The following is a 23,216-nucleotide window of genomic DNA, read 5'->3' as shown; positions in this document are numbered from 1 at the left end:
AGCAGTTAGATGCTCAGCTCAGACCTGCGCTAGTAATCGATTGATTTTAGGAACGAAAATTGCTCTAGTAACGGCAAATGTATGCATACGAGTAGTAATATGGATCCTATTAGCATTGATGGCAATGTTATTGACGATAACAGCCCGCCGTTCGTGATCGCTGAGTTATCAGGTAATCACCAACAGAACTTTGAGCTTGCCAAGCAAATGGTCAAAGCTGCAGCAGATGCTGGGGTCGATGCTATCAAACTGCAAAGTTACACCGCTGACAGCCTGACTCTGAATGTCGAACGAGAGGAGTTCGTCATTAACGAACAAGATAGCCTTTGGCATGGGCGCACTCTTCACAGCTTGTACCAAGAGGCCGCCACCCCCTACGAATGGCACAAAGCGCTGTTTGATTATGCTCGCTCACTCGGCCTAGTTGCGTTCAGCTCGCCATTTGATAAGGCTGCGGTGGATATGCTCAGTAAGCTTGATGTTCCATGCTATAAAATCGCATCCTTCGAAAACAATGATATACCACTCCTACGTTACGTCGCTCAGCAAGGGAAACCAGTAATCTTGTCGACAGGTATGGCTACGCTTGGTGAGGTTGAAGAGGCGGTTGCTTGTATTCGAGGGGAAGGGAACAACCAAATCATTCTCCTCAAGTGCACGAGTACTTACCCTGCCGCATCGACGAACACTAATTTGGCAACCATTCCACATATGCGACAGAGTTTTGGCTGTTTAGTTGGATTGTCTGACCATACCCAAGGCATAGGTGCAAGTGTCGCATCAGTCGCACTGGGAGCTACAGTGATTGAAAAGCACTTTGTTATAGATCGCAGCGCTGGCGGGGTTGATGCCGCGTTTTCAATGGAGCCAGATGAGATGGCCGCATTGGTAAGAGAATGCAAAACAGCTCACCAAGCCATAGGTAATGTCGTATACGGTGGTACTCAAGCCGAGGCTGATGCTAAACGTTACCGACGCTCTATCTATATTGCTCAAGATGTTAAACAAGGAGAGGCACTGAGTGAACAAAACCTTAAGGTTGTTAGACCAGGCCTAGGGCTAGCCCCCCGTTATTGGGAAGAGGTTTTGGGACGAGTTGCAACCAAAGATTTTGCGGCTGGCACACCGCTAGACTGGACTATGGTTGGTTAATGCAACTAGCAATCCGAGTAGATGCGAGTCCTAACATGGGGTTTGGGCACCTTAGTCGATGTAATGCTTTGGCTGAGCATGCCCTCGAGCTTGGCTGGCAAGTCTCTGTCTTCTCGCTTTATCCTCTCGCAAACAAATGTGACCCTCGCATAGCATTTATTCAGTCGTCTAGTGAGTTTGACTTAAGTGATGCCATACGTCGAAAGGCTCCAGATTGGCTACTGCTAGATAACTATCTGTTGGGTGGAATAGCTGGCAAGGTATATGCGGATATAGCTTGCCGGAAAGCATTCATCGACGACTTGTTCACTGGCTGTGATGCCAACATCGACTTGGTAATATCGCCCGCCGGTGCCGCAGAAGAAAAGCGCTTGGTGGGGCTTTATCCTGATGCTAAGCGCCTTTTGGGGTACTCGTACTCACTATTGTCATCACGTTTTCGGTGTGCTCGAACTGCGTATACTCAACGTTCTCGTGTACTGATCACATTTGGTGGGAGTGATGTCGCTGGCCTTACGGTTCCAGTGGTTAGCGCTCTTGTGCACGCTGGAGTTACTGGAGTTGATGTGGTGATTACCGATGCGATGGGACATTCTGAACTTGTGTTTCCCGGTGTTCAGGTACACCAAAACTTAAACCCAATGCAGATGGCTGATCTTCAGGGTAAAGCCGCTGTTGCTATTAGCGCTGCAGGGGGAACAATCTTTGAATTAGCATGTTGTGGTGTACCTTCAGTGATATGTGTGGTTGCCGATAACCAATTACAGGCAGCGAGCGAGTTTGCGGCAAACCCCGGGTATGAGGTGGTTGACTGCCGTGGAGTGCCACACATTGGAGAAATAGCTGATGCTTATCAGCGTTTGCAGCACAGTTCTGCGCGACGAGTGGTACACGATGCAGCAATAAACATGGTTGATGGATTGGGCTGCAAAAGGGTCTTAGAAGCAATGAGTCAGTATGAGTAGTTATCGTCTTGGCAGTATTACGCTGGCAGAAATCCAGCCCGAAGACTTGGAGCAGTTGCGAGAATGGCGAAACAGTCCCGACATCCGAGCCATGATGTGTGATCAGTCCAAAATTTCGGTCGAGCAGCAACGCAGTTGGTATGAAAGTTTAGCAAGCTCTGGGGCGACGCATTTTGTTGCGCGCTATAAGAGTGTGCCGATAGGGTATGTAAACCTAAAGTCGATTTCAGAGCCGGCCGTATATGAAGCGGGCCTCTATACCGGCGATGCTCGCTATAGGGGAACTGTCGTCAGCTTTCTTATGGCATTGGCTCAGATAGACTTCGCCTTTGAGCAACTAAGCGCCCAAAAGCTGGTAGCGACAGTCAAATCTGAGAATATCGCAGCTATACGTTTCAATGAAACATTGGGCTATCAAAAACAACGTGAGGCAGAAGGTATGTGGCACATGACGCTGTCAGCAGACGCCTACCAAGTAGCGAGAGCTAAACTGGCGGGGTTTATCCGCTAGCACAAACATTGAATGGATCAGAACACTTAGAATAAGCGGTTAAATAAATGACAAATAATCAGAAACTTATCGACGTATACAGCCGTATTTTGGAAATCGCTCCAGAGGCGGTAAAAGATGAATTAATTTATAACAGTATCCCTGAGTGGGATTCGACTGCGCATATGCTGCTAGTCGCTGAGCTAGAAGGGTGTTTCGATGTCATGCTTGATATGGATGACATCATCGATATGAGCTCGGTGGCTAAGTGCAAGGAGATCCTCGCAAAGTACGAGGTAACCTTTGAAGGCTGAATCACATCCTTGGGCACTCGTTACGGGGGCTTCTAGTGGAATCGGAAATGCGACAGCGCTTAGCTTAGCCCGCGCGGGCTATAAACTGGCGCTGATAGGTCGAAGCCGTGAAGCGCTCTCATCATTGGTGGCCCAAATAGAACAAGTTTCCGGCCAAGAATCGCATGTGCTTGTCTGTGATCTCGAAGATGAAACCCAGATTGCTGGAGCGTTCCGTGAGTTGAACCAGTCTACGCGCTCGTTAGCTGCGGTAGTTAACTGCGCCGGTGTGATGCAGCCCGCTAGCATTATGCTCACCAAGCGGCAATCCATTACTCAACAGTTGCAGGTTAACACTGTCGCGACCATGTTGGTTTGCCAGTTGGCTAGCCGGATGATGCTGCGGAGTAAAGGCGCCGCGATCGTCAATGTCAGCTCTCAGGTCGCCAGCCAAGGGCAACCCGGCCAATCAAGTTACGCGGCAAGCAAAGGCGCGGTTGAGGGGTTCAGTAAAGCGTTGGCAAGAGAGCTAGGGCCTGTGGGCATCCGAGTGAATGTTGTGAGCCCCGGTATCATAGATACTCCGCTACTTGACGCGGTTACCGAAGAGGTCCGGCAGACAACGGCAGAACACACAGATTTGCGCAGAGTGGGGCAGCCCGAAGAGGTGGCCGAGTTGATCTGTTTTTTAGTGAGCCCCGCAGCAAGCTACATCCATGGCCAAGTTATCGCGGTTGATGGTGGTTTGCATTTATGATTCTTTCTCCAAGTCAAGACGTCGCCTTATACAGTGAGGAGCGCAGGCTCACTTTTGCTGAGTTGGTGGATGAGATGCAAGGTTTTGTTGGGACGCTCCGGCTGAAATGCCCTCTAGAGCGCCCTCTGATTGCGCTACGGGTAGATAACAGTGTGAACGCCATAGTTGCGTGTTTGGCTTGTTGGCAAAATGGTTTTCCCTTCGTGCTCCTGGACCAATCAGCTCAGTGGCAGGATCTGATTGAGCAATACCAAGTTAATCTCGTGTGTTTGGCAACCGCTGACTCCGTCACGTTCACCGCTTATAGTCAGCGCACTCATTGCCTTAACCCTGACTTACGAATGCTTCTGTCGACCTCCGGAACGACAGGGCGTGCTAAGTTGGTGATGTTGAGCGACAACAACCTTACATCCAATGCTCGCTCTATTGCAGAGTATTTGCAGATCACCCCGCAAGAGCGGGGGTTACTCAGCCTACCTCTAGCCTACTCGTATGGGTTCTCCATCGTGAGTTCGCACCTGCTCGCTGGTGCCTCGGTGATACTTGCAGACCCAAACCTGATGGGCAAGGCGCTTTGGCGGGCTGCAAATACCTTTAAAGCAAGTAGTTTCGCAGGGGTACCGTTTAGCTATCAGTTCTTATTGCGAGTCGGCCTTGCGCGCGGGTTGCCTGGTACGATTAAGACTTTGACCCAGGCTGGTGGCAAACTTGCGGCCACTGAGGTGGCAAAGATTGCCATGTATGCCAAGGAGCACGCGCTGAGTTTTTACGTTATGTACGGACAAACAGAAGCCAGTCCGAGAATCGCCTATCTTGAGCCTGAAGATGTAGTTGAACATGCGAGCTCGATAGGTAATGCGATTCCCGGTGGCGAGCTTTGGCTGGAAGATGAATTAGGCGTAACATTAACCGAAGACATGCAAAGCGGAGAGCTAGTGTATAGAGGTCCCAATGTGATGCTAGGTTACGCATCCGAGGTGGATGATTTGGCGAAGTCTAGTGGCACAAATGTGCTGCATACAGGCGACCTGGCTTACCAAAAAGATGGCCGTTACTACATCACTGGTAGGCTAAAAAGAATGATTAAGTTAAATGGTAAACGTTTCAGCCTTGATGATCTGCAATCTCAACTTAGTTCTCGCTTGGACTGTGCAGAGCTGGTTTGCACCGGAGAAGATGACGCTTTGTGCGTAACAGTAGGTGATAAGGCCTATGTGAAACGGGCCAAATCAATACTGGCTGATTATGGAGTTAGTCCTGCTCTTGTGAGAGTTAACGTTGTATCTCCAATACCCATGACGGCTAACGGCAAGTTCGACCTCGTCGCTGTGCAGGAACTCGTAGATGCCAATTAGACTATTTGATTTCCCTATATATGGTTTAGAGCAACAGCAAAAGCAACGTGTCTTGCTGGATGAATTGAGTGCGTTGAGCAAACATCACTATCGACATTGCCCAGAGTATAAGCTCTTACTTGATGCCCAAGGATACTCGCAAGAGCCTACGAACTATTCCGAACTGTTTCCATTAGCGGTCAGGCTATTCAAGCACACAAAGCTAAGTAGTGTGCAGGAGTCAGAAGTATTTAAGGTGATGACATCTTCAGGTACAACATCTCAAGTCGTGTCGCAAGTGGTGCTGGACCGAGATACCGCCAGTCTGCAATCCAAAGCCTTGGTGCAGATAATGAAAGAGTGGATTGGTAAGCAACGTTTGCCAATGCTGATCATCGACCACCGGGGCTTAAGCGCAAACAAGGCAGGGTATTCTGCGCGTGGTGCGGGGGTTCAAGGTTTATCCTTCATGGGGCGTGATCACTGTTTTGCGCTTGATGAACGGATGAACTTGCGTTGGCGTGAAGTCAGCGAGTTTGCTGAGAAGTATCGTGATCAGCCGGTACTCATTTTTGGATTTACCTTCATGGTATGGCAATACTTGTTAGCGCCTCTAGAGGCTGCCGGCAAGTCATTAGCGTTGAAACAGGGTTTTCTGTTTCACAGCGGTGGCTGGAAAAAACTTCAAGACAAAGCTGTTGATAATCCGACGTTTAAAGCAACTGTTCACAGTGCTGTTGGCAACGTTAAAGTACATAATTTTTATGGGATGGTTGAGCAAACCGGCAGTATTTTTGTCGAGTGTGAACATGGCCATTTACATAGTCCGGTGTTTGCAGATCTGATCGTACGCAGCAAAAGCGATTTAAAGCCTTGTCAGGTAGGGCAAGAGGGCGTGATACAAGTGCTCTCCAACTTAGCAAAGAGTTACCCCGGCCACAGCTTGTTGACTGAAGACCTAGGACGAATATTGGGTGAAGATAACTGCCCTTGTGGGCGCAAGGGGCGTTATTTTGAAGTGCTAGGAAGACTGCCAAAGGTGGAGGTGCGAGGATGCAGCGACACTTTCCAGTAACAGGGATCTCGTTCTTATGTGGTGAAACCTCTTGGGACGCTTTTTCTTCTCGCCCGTTCGCTTCTTTTGATTCAGCTTCCCTAGCATTCCTAAAAGAATTATCCAGTGCACTGATGGGCTTGAGCAAGAGCCAACCCAATCTTGCTAGTCTCGGTTTCTTCATAAGGCCTAATGCTGTACTAAGCCAAAAGAGGCGACTCGCAGCCGAGCAAAGCATTGGACGCGGTCTGTCTTTTCATCTAAGCCCTTCAAACGTTGCGACTGTAGCCGTGTACTCGTGGGTGACCAGTTTGCTTGCTGGGTGTCCAAGTATTGTTCGCCTATCTTCAAGAATTACTGACGAGCAAGCTATTTTGCTGAGCACTTTATCTAATGTACTGGTAGATCACCCCCAAGTAAGAGACCGGGTTCGCTTTGTTCAATACCCACACTCCGATGAGCTAAATCAGCGATTTAGTGAGCTTTCTGCCAACCGCGTAATGTGGGGAGGGGATAAGACTCTTGAAGTATTCCAACGGTACTCAGTTGGGGAAGAGGTAAACGACTTATGTTTTGCCGACAGGCGTTCTTATGCGATTGTCGATTTGGATTACTGGTCGGCGCTTAAGGAAAATGAACAGCTCAGCTTGTTATCTGGAATAGCTGTCGACATAGCAACTTACGGCCAAAAAGCGTGCTCCTCGCCCATTCTTGTCCTGACGATGGGGGATGTTGAGCTGGTCGACGAGTTTTTTATAAAGTTATCGACCCTCCTCAGCAATGTCGAACCAAGCTTTCCCAACGTGATTGAGCAGCAGATATCAACGCAGCTTTTATCGTTAAAGCAACCAGAGTTGCGTCTTAAACGCTTTGGCAATTGGCAAGTATGTGAATTACCGGTTCCTATACTAGCGAAGGGAGTAAAACCTGAGAATGGCCACTTATTGCATTGGCATGCGCAGAAAGGGGCAATTGAGAGCTTCGGGTTCTCCGCTGCTCCCCAAACATGCGTAATGCTCTGCGACAAAGAGGATAGGGCGCAGCTTAAGAAGCGCAGTTTGGCTGATCGATTCGTTAGCCCTGGGCAAGCCTTGGTACATGATTGGGTTTGGGATGGCATAGATTTGATTGCCGAGCAAACGGACAGAAAATGACAGGGAAGACTTGGTGTTATGTTAATAGCGCAGTTGACAGACATTCATTACGGGGTGAGTAAGAAAAAGCAACGTGATTTGGGCGAGACTCGTCGACTTATTGCCTGCGTGGACCATATAAACACCTTTGATGAAAAAATCGATCTAGTTGTTGTTAGTGGGGACTTAGCAGAAGATGGTTGGGTTGAAGAGTATCAAGCACTTCGTGAAATCCTTGATAGACTGAAGTCTCCATACGTCGTTATACCGGGCAACCACGACCGTCGACAAAACCTACTCGCTGTGTTTGATGATCATGATTACTTGCCAGCAAGAGGAGAGAATCATGTGCTGTTCTCAATTGACCACTATCCCGTAAGAGTGATCGGCTTGGACACCTCACTCTTTGGTGAGCCATATGGACGACTGTGCGAACATCGCCTGGCATGGTTGGACAAGACTTTGCAAGAGGACACTGCAAAGCCGACGATGATCTTCATGCACCACCCTCCTGTCCGTATTGGTATTGATTGGGTTGACTCTATAGGGTTATATGGTTCAGTTGAGTTCGCTGATTTGTTGAGAAAATACTCTAACATCGAAGCAGTATGCTGTGGGCATGTGCATCGAATGGTTGTTAGCAATATTTCTAACATCCCTGTCGTTTGCGCACCAAGTATACATTGTTCGATATCACTGTCTTTATCCAAAAATAACAGTTACTCAATTTTATATTCAGATGAGCCTTTATCTTTGTTCTTCCACTACATTCCTTCAGATGGTAACTTGGTTAGTCATCTTAGTTTAGTCAATGTAAATGTTATTGATTTGATAGGTGATTCTGGTGAACTAAGTGAAAGGTTTAAGGGTGAGTATAGGAAGTTATATCCTAGCGGGGCTGATAGATAACTCCAAATTCTACAATTCATGGCTGCTAGTTTCGGGGGGGAGTGAAGAGAGCTTAATCACTCCCTTCTCCAAACAGCCTTAGTTGCGGAAAAACTCGATAGCCGCAGCGGTATATCTAGGTGTGTAACCTATATATCGATACTTCCATCCCGTTTGTGCGACGAACTCCTGCAGTGCTTTGAAGCCATCATTCTGCCAGCCTGGGTAATTTATATACTCATCGAACAAGCAAATGGTTCCATCCAAATTAACCTTATTCTTGCTGAGTGCTTCGAATATGTCTTTATGTGAGCAGTAAAGGTCGCAGTCAAAGTGAATGAATCCTACATCAGATTCTCGATTTGAATTGAAAAAGTTATCAACAGTATCTTTGAACCAACCTTTGATTAAAGTTACTTGTTTACTATCAATAGCCGGAGCTAGCCCTCCCAAATCGAACCTACCTGACTGGTCTCCAGAAAACCAGTGGTCAGGTAAACCTTCAAAGCTGTCAAACCCATAAATATGCATATCAACATAACGCAGCATAAACTCAATAGAGCCACCCCTATACACACCAAATTCAAGTGCAATGCTGTTGTCCTTACTGATTTTTGATAGTGAATGCCGAAACAGATCGTACCTACTGTCATAATCCATATGCCCGTATTTGCGCGGTATGTAAGCTGAGCGAAACATTTTTGCTCCATCCACAGCAATATTATTGAGCATATAGTCACTTGCTGAATCGTAAGAACTCCTATTTAAGATCGCATCCCGAAAAACAGAGTGACATGTGTCAGCGATAAGCTTATGTAAGGTATCTGGTTTAAATACCGCATTTTCATTTGTTAGACGATGCTCTTGTATGTCTAGGAACTCAAGAATTTTATCTATTTTGGAATTTAATTCATCTAGATTGTTGTTCATAGCTAGCCTGCAAGTTCTCAATAATTAATTATCTGCTTTTATTTATAGATATTTGTGTGAGTGTAAGTTTTTTAGGGTCCACCATATTCGTACTCGCGTCTGTATAGCTGGGGAAAATTTCAAGTGCTTTAGACACTAACTTTTTGCTCAATGATTTTGAGCTTAGGTTGTTAACTACCACTGCGAGGTTGTTATATCCTGCAGGAGATTCTGGGAGTCTCGATAAATGTTTTTCAAGGTGATATTTTGCTTTGTAAAAGTTATTTGATAAGGCGTATAAAGTACCGATGTAAAAGTCTCTATCATTGTCTGGGTCATCCTCCCAGTGTTTCTTAGAGTATGAGATGGCTTTTTCAAATGATCCGGTGAATATCGAAAACAAACATGATGCTTTATTAATATAGCCCGTGCTGAAGTTGCGTTCTTTCAATAGCTTTTCTAAAAAAACGACATCATACTTACTTAGTATTTTTCTGGTGCTGTCCATGTTCTTTGAATTAGATGAGCTCATTGAATTTGTCCGCAACGTATACACTAAATTGAACTCTTTGATGCTTGTGAATGAATATCCATGAGTACTACATTTTAACCAATAGTCATAATCCTCTGAAGCTTCTAAAGTTTCATCAAAGTTAATGGATGAAAAGCAACGCCTAGATATAAGAGGGTGTGGTAACATAAAGTTGCGTTCAAATAGGGATGTGTATTTTGAGTCAAAGTCAAACTTGTTTTTTACAGTTTGCCTTTTTATTTCTTCTCCATTTTCATTGACAACAATATAGCCATCGATTGTTACATCACTTTTAGACTCGAGCGCTGTGTTTACAAGTTTGGAAATTCTGTTAGGTCGGTACTCATCATCTGCATCAAGCCACGCTAAGTAATCACCATTTGCGGCCTCTTTTATCCTATTCCTAGCATGAGCTAGACCTTTATTTACATTGGTGGAAAATACTTTGACCCCGAGGTTGGACTCTCCAAACTGTCTCATTATACCTAAAGTATTGTCACTGCTAGCGTCATCAAAAAGAATTATTTCTATATTTGAGTATGTCTGAGATAGCGCGCTATTAATAGCCCGGTCTATTAGCTTTTCTTCGTTGTAAGCGGATATGCCAATTGTCACAAGAGGTAGGTTAGAAGACATTAATAATCCAAGTAAATGTTGTTTTGCAATTTTTCAATTGAGACTACCAGTTATAGTATAGCCAATCATCATGGCGAGTATTGTTAATAATGTGATGCATATTTTCTACTAGGTACTGTTCACTTTTCCTGATATTGAAGCAAACATCACTCCGATACTGCTGGATTTTTTCTTTCCATTCACTCTGATTAGTAAGCATTTCGTTTATGTGCTTTACCAATTCGTAAGTATCACTTGCCACCTTCCCAATCTTTTCTCGGTCCCTAATGAATGCCGAGTGTTTAGAGTAAAGAGTCGTTACTTCTTTATCTTTAGGTGAGAAGAAAACAACTGGCCGTAATGTTGATAGGGAATACGTGTATGCTGTTGATGAAGTATCACTTACCATAACGGAAGATCTATTGTAACTGTCCATGTAGAACGTTTGCATTCCATCTAATATCAACCTTGGCTCAGAATCACAGAGCTCAAGAAGTTTAATAAATGGTTCTGCAAGTTTGTCATTCCTACCATCTAATAGCATTGTCAAATCATTTGGGTGTGGTCTAAATATTATGTTTTTTTCAGGGAAGTTATTCAATAATGAAGTGACGATATCTAGGCTATAAGGAGATGAGTAAGTTAGCTCGTAATTTGCCACTGCATTCAGTGAGAGTGTAGGAGCATAGATAATACTATCTATTTTACCCTGATAGCTTTCAGCGTGTTTTAAGTTGTCATCAAGTCTTGTATATCCTCCTGGTATGAGGCATATCCTTCCTTTTGGTTTGTGCTCCTTTACAAGATCTTGCATCCATTCAAATGTGGCTCTTGTCGAAGTGAATATGTAATGTGGATCAGCGGTGTCGAATCTATCTGCAATCCAACCAGGCTCCAGTATGAAATCAAAGCTAGTATGAAGCATATTTAACTTTGGTTTGTTTTCAGGAGAGCAAGCGATGAAGTGAGCTGTCAAACATGCGTCAATAGCATTGAAATTTCTAGCGCTTGTTGGACCAATTAGTAATTCTGGTACTTCAAAGTTGTAACCTGAAACTTCTTCATCCATTAGTGCAATAACGTTATATTGTGATTTAAGTGGCTCTATCAGTCCACCAAGGTGGCGCCTGAACCCACCACCTCTACCATAAAAACCAAAAGCAAGAGTTTTCTTTGAAGGATCTAAGCGATTTAACGTTGATTCCCATGTCTCTCCAAAACAATATCTTTCTAGGCTATACATATCAGTGCATTGCTCGCTGACAAAATATGGTAGCGCCATGCTGAAGTAACGAGAGAAAATCAGCTGTAGTATAGGTATGCTTGGATCATCATCTATTGGGAATATTTTCTCAGCTCTAACTCCTTGTTTTGCTAAGCGGTCTATCGCAGCAATACGGTACTCTTCGGTAGATATGGCGATAACATATTTGTCAATTTTTTTTTGCTTTTCAATGCTTAAGTCAGCTGCAGCAATTACAGGGGCGCCCAAATAGTCCCCTTTTTTGAATTCATCAACTATATACTTTAGTGAAAAGCTCTCGTTCGAGAATACTTTCGAAATATTGTGCGCAAAGATACCTGCGCCAACGATTGCTATACGGCATTCCATATTATTTACTCTTTGGTTATTCCCAATTAATGTAGAGCCAATCAGGGTGTTTTTTTGCTTTGATGATAAACTCGATGTTATTCAAGAAATAATTCGCTGATTCCCCAGGGTTAAAAATAACTTTATCCCTAAAGCTAGTTGCTTGGTTGGTCTCCTCACCATTTTTCGAGAGAAGCTCTGATGCCAATAAGCTTACCTGTTTGCATGTTTTTGCTATTGCTCCTATATTTGAACGGTCGTCAATAAACTTCAAATCTTTACCTATGTTACATAGCAAATCTGACTCTTTAGGAGAAAAGAACACCACCGGCCTGCCAGTACTAAACGCGTAGGTGAAGGCGGTAGAAGATGTATCTGATACCATCAAGCAACTACGCTGGTAGCTATTGATGTAACTGGTCGGATTATCATCTAGAACGCAACGAGGGTGACTCGAGCAGATATCTAGTAACTCAGTGAATACCTCGCTTAATTGATCTTTGCGCTGTAGTTTGTACATACGAAGATCACTAGGGTGAGGTCTTACAATCACTTTCTTATGTGGAAAGCTTTCAAGCAAGGTTCTTACTAGTTCAGGTGCGTATTCTATGCTGCTGGCCAGCTCTTTATTGGGGTAGTCAGCAAGGGCGAGAGTCGGAGCGTAAAGAATGCTGTCGCGTTCTCCTTGATATTCATTTACACGTGCAATGTTGTTGTCCAGTTGAAGGTAGCCCCCAGGAATAATGCAAAGCTTGTTCTTGAGCTGGTGACGCGAAATAAGGTCTTTGTACCAATCAAAACAAGGTCGAGATGATGCAAATAAATAGTGAGTGTCTGGCTCGCCGATTCTCGCCGCGTGATAATCGCCCATCAGATTAAAGTCGTAGATGACGTGGGAAAAACTCACTCTTGGTACATGTTTTGGCGCACAGTTAAAGATGTGGGCAGAGATGCTTAAGTCGATAAATGACTGCTCACTAGCCGTTGACGCACTCATATAGAGATGGTGTTTCGACTCTTCGGCTCGCTTCATAACCTCATCCGACATGCTCACGACATTGAATCGTTTCGACAAATGGGGGATTAGCGGACTTATATGACGACGAAAGCCACCCCCTCTTCCGTAGTAGCCCAGAGCCACGTTTTGCTTGCTAGGATCTAAACTCGACATGGTCTTTCGCCAATCGTGACCTAGGAAATGTGCCTCGATCTGCTCCAAGCTATTGAAATCTTCGCTCCCAATCGCAGCACGTAAGGCATCGGCATCACGCTCTAACAGCAGTTGTAAAATCTGTAACGCAGGATCGTCAGCAAGAGTAAAAATTCTGTTGTCGCTGAATCCTTGCTTTTGCAGGCGCTCAGCAGCGGCAACTTGATATTCAGGGTGAGAGATTGCAATAAGCACACAACTGATGGAATCTATTAGCGAACCCGTTATGTGTTTTGCTTGATATACAGGCTTTCCTAAAAATGCGTCGGTGCGGAACTCATCGACAAAGAATGCAACATTTAAATCATGCTCGCGGCAGAGTGCTTCTAGATTAACAGAGAAGTTTCCAGTGCCGGCTATAGCGATTGATTGACCCGTTTTCATGCGTTCTAAGTCCAACTGAAATCCGGGACTGTCAGAGAGGCGACTTCTAAGTCCTGAGGGGTGTCGACTTCTACCCACTCGTCGGTTATCGCCACGGCCCCAATTTTAACATCTTGCTGTATTAACTGTTGCAGCAACGAGGTCATATCTAAGCGTTTGCGGGCATCTTCGCTGAGTGAATCGAGGTAATGGCTCACGATATGCCAGCCCGCAGGTGTGAACTTGAGCAATCCCATATATTGCCCATTTATCTCGCTTAGCGAGTTAACTCTTCGTCCAATATCTGTGAGGTAACCTTGGTCCATCGAAAAGCTTTCAGCATCATCGAGTGGATTGTCATATCGAGCTTGCCACTGTTCTAACCAGTTGGGGTCGTATGCAATGGCGATGTCGTCGTTACTTTGAGACAAACGCGTTATGGCGTCAGCGGAGTAGATGATGTCGGAGTAACTGACAATAGCGCCTTCATCTGCAATCAACGACGACGCTTGCATTAGCGAGTAAACCATATTGCTATCGGCCCAATCTGCATTGTGAAAGCGCTCTTGGAATAGACCATTGAAGCTGTCACTGAAATAGCCAGTTGTAATGGCTATGTTCTGTATACCGCCTTTGCCGAGTGACTCGCGCTGCCAATCGATTAGTCGCTTACCTGCAACCTCGGTGAAACACTTGGGCTGGTTTGAGGTTAAGTCCCCCAGTCGAGATCCTCGTCCTGAGGCTAAAATAAGTGCGCGCACGGATACTCCTGAGTTACGAATAGACGATGTAAAAATTGGACGTTTGCAGAGTCAAAAGGCACCATTCTTTCGGGGTGCCACATTATTCCTACTTGCTTGTTTTCCGGGTGTTCGATGGCTTTCACAACGCCGTCTTGTGCTTGCGCCCAGACGCGATAAGGGGAGGGCGCTTGATAAGTGGCTAGGTTGTGGTAGCTATTGAGCTCAGTTGGCTGATTGTTCACCGAGATAGTCATCGATCTCTGGACATGTCCGGACACTTTCACTAAGGGTTCACCTGCTAGTTGCAGCAAGACTTGCATCCCTCGGCAGATGCCCAGAATCGGGGTTTTATGCTTGTTAGCCAGTGCGACGAGTAACTCTTCGCAGCGACTCCGTCGATCATCAGGTGAGTGAGAAAACTCTCCTCCGCCTGATAGGATAACCCCTTGGCAACCTGTGCTGAGCCACAAGGGCTCGATTAACTCGGGGTGATTAGGTACAGGGATAAGCAAAATCCCCGCTTTCAAAGCAAGTTCATACCAGCGTTGGTCAAGGCAATCGTGTTGCTCTTCGTGAAGAGCGCGATTGCTTTGCTGGGATATCAACACAGGGATCATGCGAGAACCGTCACTTTTTTGTTCGCACAGTCGATATGCAAACGCTTGGTTTGAGACCAGCTCTGATACAACTGCTGACCCGCACCGATAATGGCGGGGAGCCCGAGCTCGTTTGCTCGGATGGCCATATGGGAGTTGCAACCACCAAACTCGGTTATCAAACTGGCAATGCCTTTCGCAAACAGCCAGTCAAAACCGGGATCTGCACTCGGTATGCATACGATTTTACCCTGTAGGTCTCCCTGGTAGTCTGCGCTCACGACTTCGCCATCGACAGTCCCTTGGGTGACAAAGTTGGGTTCACTGGCTAACAAGGTGAAGCGATAGATATCATCAACACCACAAATTAGTGCCGGTAAGTGAATCTTATTGGCTAACAGTTGTTTGCGCTTGCCTTGCTCGATGCTTACCGCCAGGGCTTTCTTAGGGCTATCGGCGCACGCGATAAAATTACGGATTACATTGATATCTGCAAACGCCATTTCTTCTCGCGAAAAGCCGAGCCTATCGCCGAGTAAAGCGACATCTTCAATGGCATCACTAAGCGATTTGCTAAACACAAATTTGGCAAACTCACGGCCTTCGATGGCCGATGCAATAAAGTGAAGGAAAGAGTCAACGCTGTGGTTGATACCATGTTGCTCCAGTAGCTGATGCAGTTTCCGATACTGTTCGTTGCTCAACTCAAAGGTTCCATGCTGCTGCTCTGCAGCGGGCGGGTTGTCCCAGTCAAAATAGGTATCGGGGGCCGCATCGTAGCGAGGAGAACAGATATCGTAGGTACCTGGACGAAGATGGCCATATTTGACAAGAAACTCAGCGCGATCCAAAGACTGAAAGTCTTTACTCAACTGCCCACTGACTGTTTGCAGTGAGAGCAGGTAGTGATGGTATTGCTGTTCAGTGATGACCTGCTCATGTATCAGAGACTGAAGCAGTTGAACCGCAATAAACCCGGCTCTTGCGAGGCCTGCGAATGGCAACGTTCCATAGCGTTTGCAGTCTTCTAATAGCCAGTAGACGCGTTGCTCAGGTTCTTCAATAGAGTCGTTGACCGTTGCTTGTCGTTGCTTGAGCTTTTCAATACGGTGTAAATCTTGGATCCACAGCCCTGAGCGTGGATCGATGATACGGTTTGTTAGATTGCGTAGGCTAGACGCAAGGGTGTGGCATTCCAGCTCGGTAAATCCGGCTTCTCTTAGGTCTGATAACCGTCGCTCAATATCCAAGCTGTAGCAGGAAAGTACGATATCGAACTCAACCTTATCGTGAAAGCTCGGATTAGCCATCAGCTTGTCGAGATAGTAGTCGACGAGTTTATTTGCAAGCTGCGTTGGAAGATCATTCGGAATGAACGAGTTGAAGCTGGTTCTTACGTCGATATAAGGAAGGCCGCGCAAATCGATCATCAGAGGGAAGCTGCGCAGGTTCTTATAGCCGTAGTTGTTACGTTGATAAGCCCAGGTACTGTCGGTGACAAGATCTTTATACAAGCTCAATGCGAGCGGTTTGGGCCTCAAACCAATGATCTCGGCGGGGTTCCAGTCTGGCATGACCCCGAGAACAGATTGTTTACCACTTAGGTAAGGGTGGGGTTTAAACAAGGTATGAAGTTTTGCTGCAATGTCCTCGAGCGCTTGTTTGAACTCTTGAGTATCGATACGCCCTTTTACTATGAGTGGCCTGACTTGTAATAGAAACGGCAGGTCGTTGCCGGCAACAAATGCAAACTCAATATCTAGCTCGGTATCAGGGAAGATGATTTTTAACTCTTCAAGTAAATCCCAAACTTTCTGATGTCGGGGTTCTGCTGATGCCCTGGCGGCTAAATAATGGGTCGAGAAGTGATTGCTTTCACCTGCGGTGACAGTGTCTGTTTCCCCATCAGAAGATTCGCTAACGACCAAGTAAGGGGCACCTGAGTCGGGCACGCAGCTAAAGGCGACCCCGCAGTGTTCGACGTGTTCAAGTTGTGGCTGAATAAAGACAACCTCTGAGTCGCTTAGGTGCTCTTGATAGCTGTTAAACACGGTTGCGATGGCACGGCTAAGGCCTTTTGCATCTTCAACGCTGCTGATACTTTCGAACTTGCCAGCGTTAGACTGCTGACTGCTATCTTCCTGTGAACAACTACTGCGTACGATCAGCCGTTGGCTAGCAAGCTGCTTAAAGCAATTTTCGAGTTGCTCTGTATTGCACTGCTTGAATTCGCGATAGCTCAACAACAGGCCGTTCAAAATCTCACTTTGCAGGCCGTAATCTCTCAATGAGAGCAGCGTGCCGCCTTTTGTAGAGAAGGCTAGAGGAGATTGGTTTAGGTTATTCAGCATGGCATTTGTTTCCTGGCTTACTTAACGGTTGAGCATTGCTGTTTATTTTTCTAAGCAATTCTCTAGCCATATCTGCGGGCTGGTGAATGCCGCTGTCGAAGGTGATATCAGCGTCTAGTGGGTACTCGATGTTTAAGTGGTGTTCCGCGCTGTCTGCGCGATGAAAATCAGAGCCTTGGTTGTAAAGGCCTTTCTTGTTTCGCTGCAGTAGCACTTCCTGTGATGGCCGTAGAAACACCTCGGTATAGGTCTTATTGTTGACTCTATTCCACGCGTGAACCTCTCGATACATTGCAACTACTGCAACTATGACCGTGTGGCCTTGGTCCGCTAACATCTTGGCCAATCCCGCGTATTGCATCGACAATTTTTTTCGAGCCTCTGCGGTATAGTTTTGATCATTTAATGCTGTGCGAAGGCGGTCACCATCAAGAAGAACGGCTTGGGTTGGCTGAAGTAGAGCTGCCAACTCAAGCGCTAAGGTGGTTTTACCTGAACCGGGCATGCCGGTGATCCAAATTACCTGTCCTGTCATGTGCATTACTTAGTTTGAGGCCACCAAGTGGTGGCCATAATTCTGACTACTTAAGTTTCGCGCACCACATACGAGTGGTGTAAGGAACTTTGATCTTATCTTCTGGGTAACCATCAACTAGGGCTTGGATTGCATCGATAATGGCACTGAACTTATCACCGGCTTGGCGTTCTAGAGTGGCGTGAGAACGCCAGGCTTCGATTAGATCTTCCTTAGTTTGGTAGTGTTCAACTTGGCCTTCGATGTAGTGAACATCTTCGAACAAACCACTTTGGTTGATAACCTCTGTTTGGTCTTCTCGGCGGGTACCGTAGTTGTAGCCGTCAATATGAGACTTGATGATTGACTCAATCTCGTGCTGGAATGGGTCGTCAAGGTCGCGGTGGTTCCACATACATGCGAACCAACCGTTTGGCTTAAGAATACGCTTAGTTTCTGCCAGTGTTACCAGGCGGTCAGTCACATTGAATGAAGAGCCAAAAGTTACAAGGTCAAACGCTTGGTCAGCTTGGCCGGTTTGCTCTCCGGTACCTTCAAACCATGTCACGTTTGCTGAGGCTGAGGTCTCGAGCTTGCCATATTTTCGCATTTCATCATTAGGCTCTACGGCGGTGACTTGTAAATCACGGCTAAGCAGTTCTTTGGTGAGGTGTGCAACACCGGCACCTACATCACAGGCCGTATCGCCCGCTTTGATCTTCGCCAGCTCGAAAAGAGTGTCGATAGCATCTGAAGAGTATGTTGCACGCTTGAGGTAGGCCTTTGCTAAGTTGGTGTAATCCCATTCTGTTTTCATGTTCTAATTTCCAGTTCTAGGCGCTTGAATAGCGCGAGTCTACGTTACTGTTAAGTGTTTAATGGTTGCTCTGAGTTCGTGTACTCAAAGCGCTATATAAAAATTCTGCTGTTTGCCAGTCTTCCAACGTGTCAATGTCTTGTACTCGATAACGAGGTAACACCACCGGGTAAGAGCTTGTGGCAAACATACCGGCTCGGGCTTGTAAACTATGCTTGGTCCACCAGTAAAATTGTCCTGCATCGTGATACGCCTCTTCCAAGTCTTGAGAGCGGCTTGCAATTTGGTCGGGATACAGGGGGGCAACACCTTTATCTCGTAGTATCAAGCTACGCTGAACAGGGAAGGGGAAGCTGGTCACTGAAAAGCTAGTTAAGCAGCCATCCTTAGAGAGATTATCGGCGCCTTGTTGTAGATATTTAGGCAGTACGAAAGGTGCTGTTGCGTACATACAACATACTTGCTCAAATTCAACGCCTTGCTGCTCAATCTCAGCGGCGGCATGTTCTACGACAGGCGTCGTTCCTGTGAAGTCGTCAGCTAAGTTAGCTGGCCGCATAAACGGAACATCGGCCCCGGCTTGTTCTGCAACTTTGGCGATTTCCCGGTCATCGGTTGATACAACGATATTGCTAAACAGGCCACTTTCTTTGGCGATGTCGATGGAATGTACGAGCATCGGCTTGCCAAAGAAGGGGCGAATGTTTTTCTTTGGGATGCGTTTACTGCCGCCTCTTGCTGGAATGATACATATACGTTTGGTCATATCAGTTCCTTAATCGCTTCAATAACCCTGTCTTGGTCGTTATGGGTTAAATCTGGGAATAGTGGAAGAGACAATGCGGTAGAGAAATACGCTTCAGCTCCTGGGAACCTTACGTAATTAGTCGCGCCAACATCGTGATATGGCTGGCGATAGATAGGCATATAGTGCAGTTGGCAGTGGATCCCCTGTTCTTTCAGCGCAAGATAAATCTGATCACGTCTGTCTTTAGGGAAGAACGCGATGGCCAGATGAAAGGCACTGCTTCCTCGTGTTGGTGAGGTTTGCCAAGTGAGCTCCGCCAGCGCTTGCTTGTATCTGCTTGCTAATGCTTGGCGTTGGTGAACAAAGTCATCTAACTTATCGAGCTGAGAGAGGCCTAGCGCTGCATGAAGATCTGAAAGGCGGTAGTTATAACCCAACTCTTGCTGCTCGTAATACCAGCTAGGGTACTGAGTATCAGTGGTGAAATTTGTCTTTGAAATTCCGTGAGAGCAAAGCGTCCTTATTTTTTGTGCTAACTCGGGGTTGTTCGTTAGCACCATGCCGCCCTCGGCGCTGGTAATGCTTTTTACAGGGTGAAAGCTAAAGGTAGTGATATCACTGTATTGACAAGCACCTATGGCCTGGTTGATGTACGTAGATCCTAGGGCGTGTGCAGCATCCTCGATAATTGCGATACCAAGTGGTCGGCACAGATTGGCTATGGCTTGCATATCGCAAGGCAAGCCTGCCATGTGCACAACAACCACCGCTTTGGGAAGGCGGTTTTGCTCGGCGGCTCTTGCGAGTTTCTTGCTAAGGTCATCGACGCATAGGTTGCCTGATAAAGGCTCCACATCTAGAAAACTGACGGTTGCCCCGGTATACAGTGCACAATTTGCACTGGCAACAAAACTGATAGCGGGAACCCATACTTCATCGCCAACGCCTACGCCCAAACTCAAGCAGGCGAGATGCAGCGCAGCCGTACCGTTGGAACAGGCCACCGCATAATCTGCCGTCACTTTTGTGCGTAGAGCTTCTTCGAACTGCTTGACCTTCGGTCCTTGCGTTAAGAAGTCTGACTTAAGGGTATCTAAAACAGCATCCACATCATTTTGGCTAATGTGCTGTTTACCGTAGAACAGAGGTTTACTCACAAAGATCGCGCTCGATGAGTTGGGCAACAGATAGAAAGTCTTCGTTGTTGCGGGAGTTGTATTCAAACCCTAACTCGACTAACTGACCCGTTTCCCCTTCTTTGTTACACCCAAAGTCGTTGTTCCGACTATTAAAGGTAATTGTCGGGGCGATGACAAAATGGTCTGAAAACTCGTAGGTATGATAGGAGTCATCTGCAGGGCACATCACTTCGTGCAACTTTTCACCTGGTCGAATTCCCACATCTTCTAATGGAAGCCCTGGTGCGATTGCATTTGCTAACTCAGTGATTCTGACGGAAGGAATCTTGGGTACGAAGATCTCTCCGCCATGCATTCTTGCAAAGTTATCGAAGACAAACTTCACGCCTTGATCGAGCGTTATCCAAAACCGCGTCATATCTCGATGGGTGATTGGCAAAGCGCTTGCGCCTTCAGCTAGCAGCTTTTTGAAAAATGGAACAACGCTGCCGCGAGAGCCAACGACATTTCCATAGCGAACGACAGAGAAGCTGGTTCCTTGGCTGCCTGCCATATTATTGGCGGCGACGAACAGTTTGTCACTGGCGAGCTTTGTTGCGCCATATAGGTTAACCGGGTTGGCAGCCTTGTCGGTGGATAGCGCGATGACCTTCTTAACCTTGTTGTACAGTGCTGCGTGGATGACATTCTCAGCACCATTAATGTTGGTCTTAATACACTCCATGGGGTTGTACTCTGCAGCCGGTACCTGTTTTAGCGCGGCGGCGTGAACAACAAAGTCAATGTTACGCATTGCTTGAACGAGTCGCTCTTTATCTCGCACATCGCCGATGAAATAACGCATGCAAGGTTGGTCAAAGTCTTGCTGCATCTCGAACTGCTTTAGTTCATCGCGCGAGTAAACGACTACGCGTTTTGGCTCATACTGAGAGAGCAAGGTCTTGATAAAGCGCTTTCCAAACGAGCCGGTACCGCCTGTGATTAAAATCTGTTTACCGTTGAACATACAACTGCCCTAAGTGTTTTTATTGCTGCAATGAGAAGCAAGCAACGTACCACTATGATTTACAAAAGGAATATTTGAGTAGCTTTTAGACTGTTTTGGTATTTTTTGACAATTAATGGTCAAGAGGTACACAAATTCAGTTCTGAGTCGCTGAATAAGGTTTTAGGTTCTTTCGCGATGCGGGTCCAGCATAGCCGCCAGAGTTGTGATTTAAGGCGGTTTTTTGCCGCTTGCGTCATAATTTTGTCGTTGCGGGCACATCGTTCTTGCGAATTATTGACGCCTGTTTACAATGACCCATCTCCAAACCTATCGCAGGCAAGCGAACAATAATAAAACAGGGGTAACGGATGCGAGCATCCAATGTGGTTCTGGTGTGTGACGGTAACCCAGAACGTTCAAAACAACTAACTACTATCCTTGGCTTTATCGGCCAAACCATACGCGAATGTGACTCGGCCAAACTGGCTGATATCGTGAGCGCAGAACCTGAGTACACCTATAGCTGTATCTTGTGTGCCAGCGATCCAAATTTTGACAGCAGTCTGCAGGCCTTGCCGCAGGTTGCCTTTGTTGCCATAAACGGCGATTTAGAACCCAAACAGAATTTGATTGGCTGCCTGGCAGAGCCTTTCGGCTATGAGCAACTCACTCAACTACTTCATCATTGCGATACCTACCTTAGCCACTTACCGGGTAAGCAAAGCCAACCTAAGAGCGAGCGCTTGCGTCAAAATTTGATTGGTAAAGGCATTGCGATGCAGGAGATCCGCCATCTGATCGAACAGGTAGCGGATAAAGATGCCAACGTTCTGATCTTGGGTGAGTCTGGCACCGGTAAAGAGGTGGTGGCCAAAGCAGTTCACGACCACTCCAAGCGCAGTGAAGGCCCATTTGTACCGATCAACTGTGGCGCTATCCCGGCCGATCTGCTGGAAAGCGAGTTGTTCGGTCATGAAAAGGGCGCGTTCACCGGGGCGTTTGCGGCCCGTAAAGGCCGGTTTGAGCTAGCTGAAGGCGGTACGCTATTCCTGGATGAGATTGGCGATATGCCGATGCCGATGCAGGTCAAGTTGCTTCGGGTGCTTCAAGAGCGCCAGTTTGAGCGGGTAGGGGGCAGTAAGCCCATCTTGGCCAATGTCCGGGTTATTGCGGCGACTCACCGTAGTCTTGAGCGGATGATTGAAAAAGAGAAGTTTCGCGAAGACTTATACTACCGCCTGAATGTGTTCCCCATCGAAATGCCCGCTTTGCGCGAGCGTCAAGACGATATCCCACTGTTGCTACAAGAGCTGGTAAATCGCCACGAGGAAGAACACAACGCGGTGGTGCGCTTTACTCAGCGTGCACTCGAATCTCTTATGCAGCATACTTGGCCGGGGAATGTGCGCGAGCTGTCTAACCTGGTTGAGCGCTTGATGATCTTACATCCCAATCAGATTGTGGATGTGCAAGACCTGCCGATGAAGTATCAGCTAATAGACGCTGATACTTTCGAGCCAAGCTACAGTAAAGAGCTGGCGGAACGTGAAGCACTGTTGGCAATCTTCGATGATAGCCCTGAGCCTACAGAGCCTGATGAAGAGCCGCTGCCATTAGACGAAGATGCCGACTGGGGGTCGTTCCCTCAGCAGTTGCCTGAGTCGGGGGTTAATCTCAAAGAAATGCTGGCAGACATGGAAGTGGAGCTAATCCGTCAAGCGCTTGACCAGCAGGATGGGGTGGTCGCTCGTGCAGCAGAGCAGTTGGGCATGCGCCGAACCACGCTGGTTGAGAAGATGAAAAAGTATGGCTTGTCGAAAGGCTAACCGGCTCTTCTACGTACACCCCAAAAGCCAAGGTTAAGCCTTGGCTTTTTTGTGCCTGCGTGAGGTAGCTCAGAGGTGAAATAGTGTGATTCGCTGTTCAGTTTCGCGCTGTTATTATGAATTATGGAGTTCACAAAACATCCGGATGCCAATCATGTGACGTTATAAGCTTATGTATATAAAGGAAAATATATTTGGCACATAATTT

The 23,216-nt window shown here is 46.6% G+C and carries 22 protein-coding genes; 10 read left to right on the top strand and 12 right to left on the bottom strand.

Annotation, left to right across the window (positions count from 1 at the left end):
* Positions 1-99 precede the first annotated feature (99 nt).
* From pseI to G461_RS24485, 9 genes are read left to right on the top strand one after another with little or no spacing between them, the layout of a single operon-like run.
* Positions 100-1,152, top strand: coding sequence for a pseudaminic acid synthase (pseI, locus tag G461_RS0116090; RefSeq protein WP_026972605.1), 1,053 nt, complete (start codon positions 100-102; stop codon positions 1,150-1,152).
* Complete coding sequence (locus tag G461_RS0116085; protein ID WP_026972604.1) at positions 1,152-2,117, top strand: PseG/SpsG family protein; 966 nt, start codon at positions 1,152-1,154, stop codon at positions 2,115-2,117. The genes pseI and G461_RS0116085 overlap by 1 nt, the downstream gene beginning before the upstream one ends.
* Positions 2,110-2,628 (top strand): GNAT family N-acetyltransferase, encoded by a 519-nt coding sequence (locus tag G461_RS0116080; RefSeq protein WP_026972603.1) that lies wholly within the window; start codon positions 2,110-2,112, stop codon positions 2,626-2,628. The genes G461_RS0116085 and G461_RS0116080 overlap by 8 nt, the downstream gene beginning before the upstream one ends.
* 47 nt (positions 2,629-2,675) lie before the next feature.
* The gene (locus G461_RS0116075; protein WP_026972602.1) at positions 2,676-2,921 is read left to right on the top strand and encodes an acyl carrier protein; all 246 of its coding nucleotides are present in this window, start codon (positions 2,676-2,678) and stop codon (positions 2,919-2,921) included.
* Positions 2,911-3,657 (top strand): SDR family NAD(P)-dependent oxidoreductase, encoded by a 747-nt coding sequence (locus G461_RS0116070; protein WP_026972601.1) that lies wholly within the window; start codon positions 2,911-2,913, stop codon positions 3,655-3,657. Before G461_RS0116075 ends, G461_RS0116070 begins: the two co-directional genes overlap by 11 nt.
* Positions 3,654-5,012: an AMP-binding protein gene (locus G461_RS24490; protein ID WP_051333615.1), complete on the top strand. Its 1,359-nt coding sequence runs from the start codon at positions 3,654-3,656 to the stop codon at positions 5,010-5,012. Before G461_RS0116070 ends, G461_RS24490 begins: the two co-directional genes overlap by 4 nt.
* Positions 5,002-6,066 (top strand): LuxE/PaaK family acyltransferase, encoded by a 1,065-nt coding sequence (locus G461_RS0116060; RefSeq protein ID WP_035480456.1) that lies wholly within the window; start codon positions 5,002-5,004, stop codon positions 6,064-6,066. The genes G461_RS24490 and G461_RS0116060 overlap by 11 nt, the downstream gene beginning before the upstream one ends.
* Positions 6,045-7,199: an acyl-CoA reductase gene (locus G461_RS0116055; RefSeq protein WP_084429307.1), complete on the top strand. Its 1,155-nt coding sequence runs from the start codon at positions 6,045-6,047 to the stop codon at positions 7,197-7,199. The genes G461_RS0116060 and G461_RS0116055 overlap by 22 nt, the downstream gene beginning before the upstream one ends.
* 18 nt (positions 7,200-7,217) lie before the next feature.
* Positions 7,218-8,087 carry a phosphodiesterase gene (locus tag G461_RS24485; protein WP_051333614.1) on the top strand — a complete coding sequence of 290 codons (870 nt, stop codon included), beginning with the start codon at positions 7,218-7,220 and terminating at the stop codon, positions 8,085-8,087.
* 78 nt (positions 8,088-8,165) lie between these two features.
* Here G461_RS24485 and G461_RS25605 read toward each other — a convergent pair whose 3' ends face one another.
* Genes G461_RS25605 through pseB form a run of 12 tightly spaced genes read right to left on the bottom strand, consistent with a single transcriptional unit; the run spans position 8,166 to position 21,200 of the window.
* The gene (locus tag G461_RS25605) at positions 8,166-8,996 is read right to left on the bottom strand and encodes a TylF/MycF/NovP-related O-methyltransferase (RefSeq protein ID WP_051333613.1); all 831 of its coding nucleotides are present in this window, start codon (positions 8,994-8,996) and stop codon (positions 8,166-8,168) included.
* 28 nt (positions 8,997-9,024) lie between these two features.
* On the bottom strand, positions 9,025-10,143 hold the full coding sequence (locus G461_RS0116040) for a glycosyltransferase family 2 protein (RefSeq protein ID WP_026972598.1): 1,119 nt from the start codon (positions 10,141-10,143) through the stop codon (positions 9,025-9,027).
* 43 nt (positions 10,144-10,186) lie between these two features.
* On the bottom strand, positions 10,187-11,734 hold the full coding sequence (locus G461_RS0116035; RefSeq protein WP_026972597.1) for a CDP-glycerol glycerophosphotransferase family protein: 1,548 nt from the start codon (positions 11,732-11,734) through the stop codon (positions 10,187-10,189).
* A 16-nt stretch (positions 11,735-11,750) separates the two neighbouring features.
* Complete coding sequence (locus G461_RS0116030; RefSeq protein ID WP_157360341.1) at positions 11,751-13,322, bottom strand: glycosyltransferase family protein; 1,572 nt, start codon at positions 13,320-13,322, stop codon at positions 11,751-11,753.
* On the bottom strand, positions 13,313-14,047 hold the full coding sequence (locus G461_RS24475; RefSeq protein WP_035480452.1) for a phosphocholine cytidylyltransferase family protein: 735 nt from the start codon (positions 14,045-14,047) through the stop codon (positions 13,313-13,315). Before G461_RS24475 ends, G461_RS0116030 begins: the two co-directional genes overlap by 10 nt.
* Positions 14,029-14,646: a gamma-glutamyl-gamma-aminobutyrate hydrolase family protein gene (locus G461_RS25600; protein ID WP_051333612.1), complete on the bottom strand. Its 618-nt coding sequence runs from the start codon at positions 14,644-14,646 to the stop codon at positions 14,029-14,031. The genes G461_RS24475 and G461_RS25600 overlap by 19 nt, the downstream gene beginning before the upstream one ends.
* Entirely contained in the window at positions 14,643-16,976 is a 2,334-nt protein-coding gene (locus G461_RS0116015; RefSeq protein WP_026972595.1) for a PEP-utilizing enzyme, read from the bottom strand. The genes G461_RS25600 and G461_RS0116015 overlap by 4 nt, the downstream gene beginning before the upstream one ends.
* Positions 16,966-17,511: an adenylyl-sulfate kinase gene (locus G461_RS24465; protein WP_051333611.1), complete on the bottom strand. Its 546-nt coding sequence runs from the start codon at positions 17,509-17,511 to the stop codon at positions 16,966-16,968. Before G461_RS24465 ends, G461_RS0116015 begins: the two co-directional genes overlap by 11 nt.
* 46 nt (positions 17,512-17,557) lie before the next feature.
* The gene (locus G461_RS0116005) at positions 17,558-18,307 is read right to left on the bottom strand and encodes a class I SAM-dependent methyltransferase (RefSeq protein ID WP_026972594.1); all 750 of its coding nucleotides are present in this window, start codon (positions 18,305-18,307) and stop codon (positions 17,558-17,560) included.
* A gap of 58 nt (positions 18,308-18,365) precedes the next feature.
* Positions 18,366-19,073, bottom strand: a complete 708-nt coding sequence (pseF, locus tag G461_RS0116000; protein WP_026972593.1) for a pseudaminic acid cytidylyltransferase — start codon at positions 19,071-19,073, stop codon at positions 18,366-18,368.
* A complete protein-coding gene (gene pseC, locus G461_RS0115995) occupies positions 19,070-20,212 on the bottom strand; it encodes a UDP-4-amino-4,6-dideoxy-N-acetyl-beta-L-altrosamine transaminase (protein WP_026972592.1) in 1,143 nt (380 codons plus the stop codon). Before pseC ends, pseF begins: the two co-directional genes overlap by 4 nt.
* The gene (pseB, locus tag G461_RS0115990; RefSeq protein ID WP_026972591.1) at positions 20,205-21,200 is read right to left on the bottom strand and encodes a UDP-N-acetylglucosamine 4,6-dehydratase (inverting); all 996 of its coding nucleotides are present in this window, start codon (positions 21,198-21,200) and stop codon (positions 20,205-20,207) included. The genes pseC and pseB overlap by 8 nt, the downstream gene beginning before the upstream one ends.
* Before the next feature lie 350 nt (positions 21,201-21,550).
* On the opposite strand from pseB, the gene G461_RS0115985 reads away from it, so the two are divergent.
* A complete protein-coding gene (locus G461_RS0115985) occupies positions 21,551-23,008 on the top strand; it encodes a sigma-54 dependent transcriptional regulator (protein ID WP_026972590.1) in 1,458 nt (485 codons plus the stop codon).
* The last annotated feature ends 208 nt before the right edge of the window (positions 23,009-23,216 follow it).

The sequence above is a fragment of the Aliagarivorans marinus DSM 23064 genome, assembly GCF_000429485.1.
Taxonomy (GTDB): Bacteria; Pseudomonadota; Gammaproteobacteria; order Enterobacterales; family Celerinatantimonadaceae; genus Aliagarivorans; species Aliagarivorans marinus.
The sequence above is the reverse complement of the archived record's forward strand: the minus strand, read 5'-3'. Positions and strand labels throughout refer to the sequence as shown.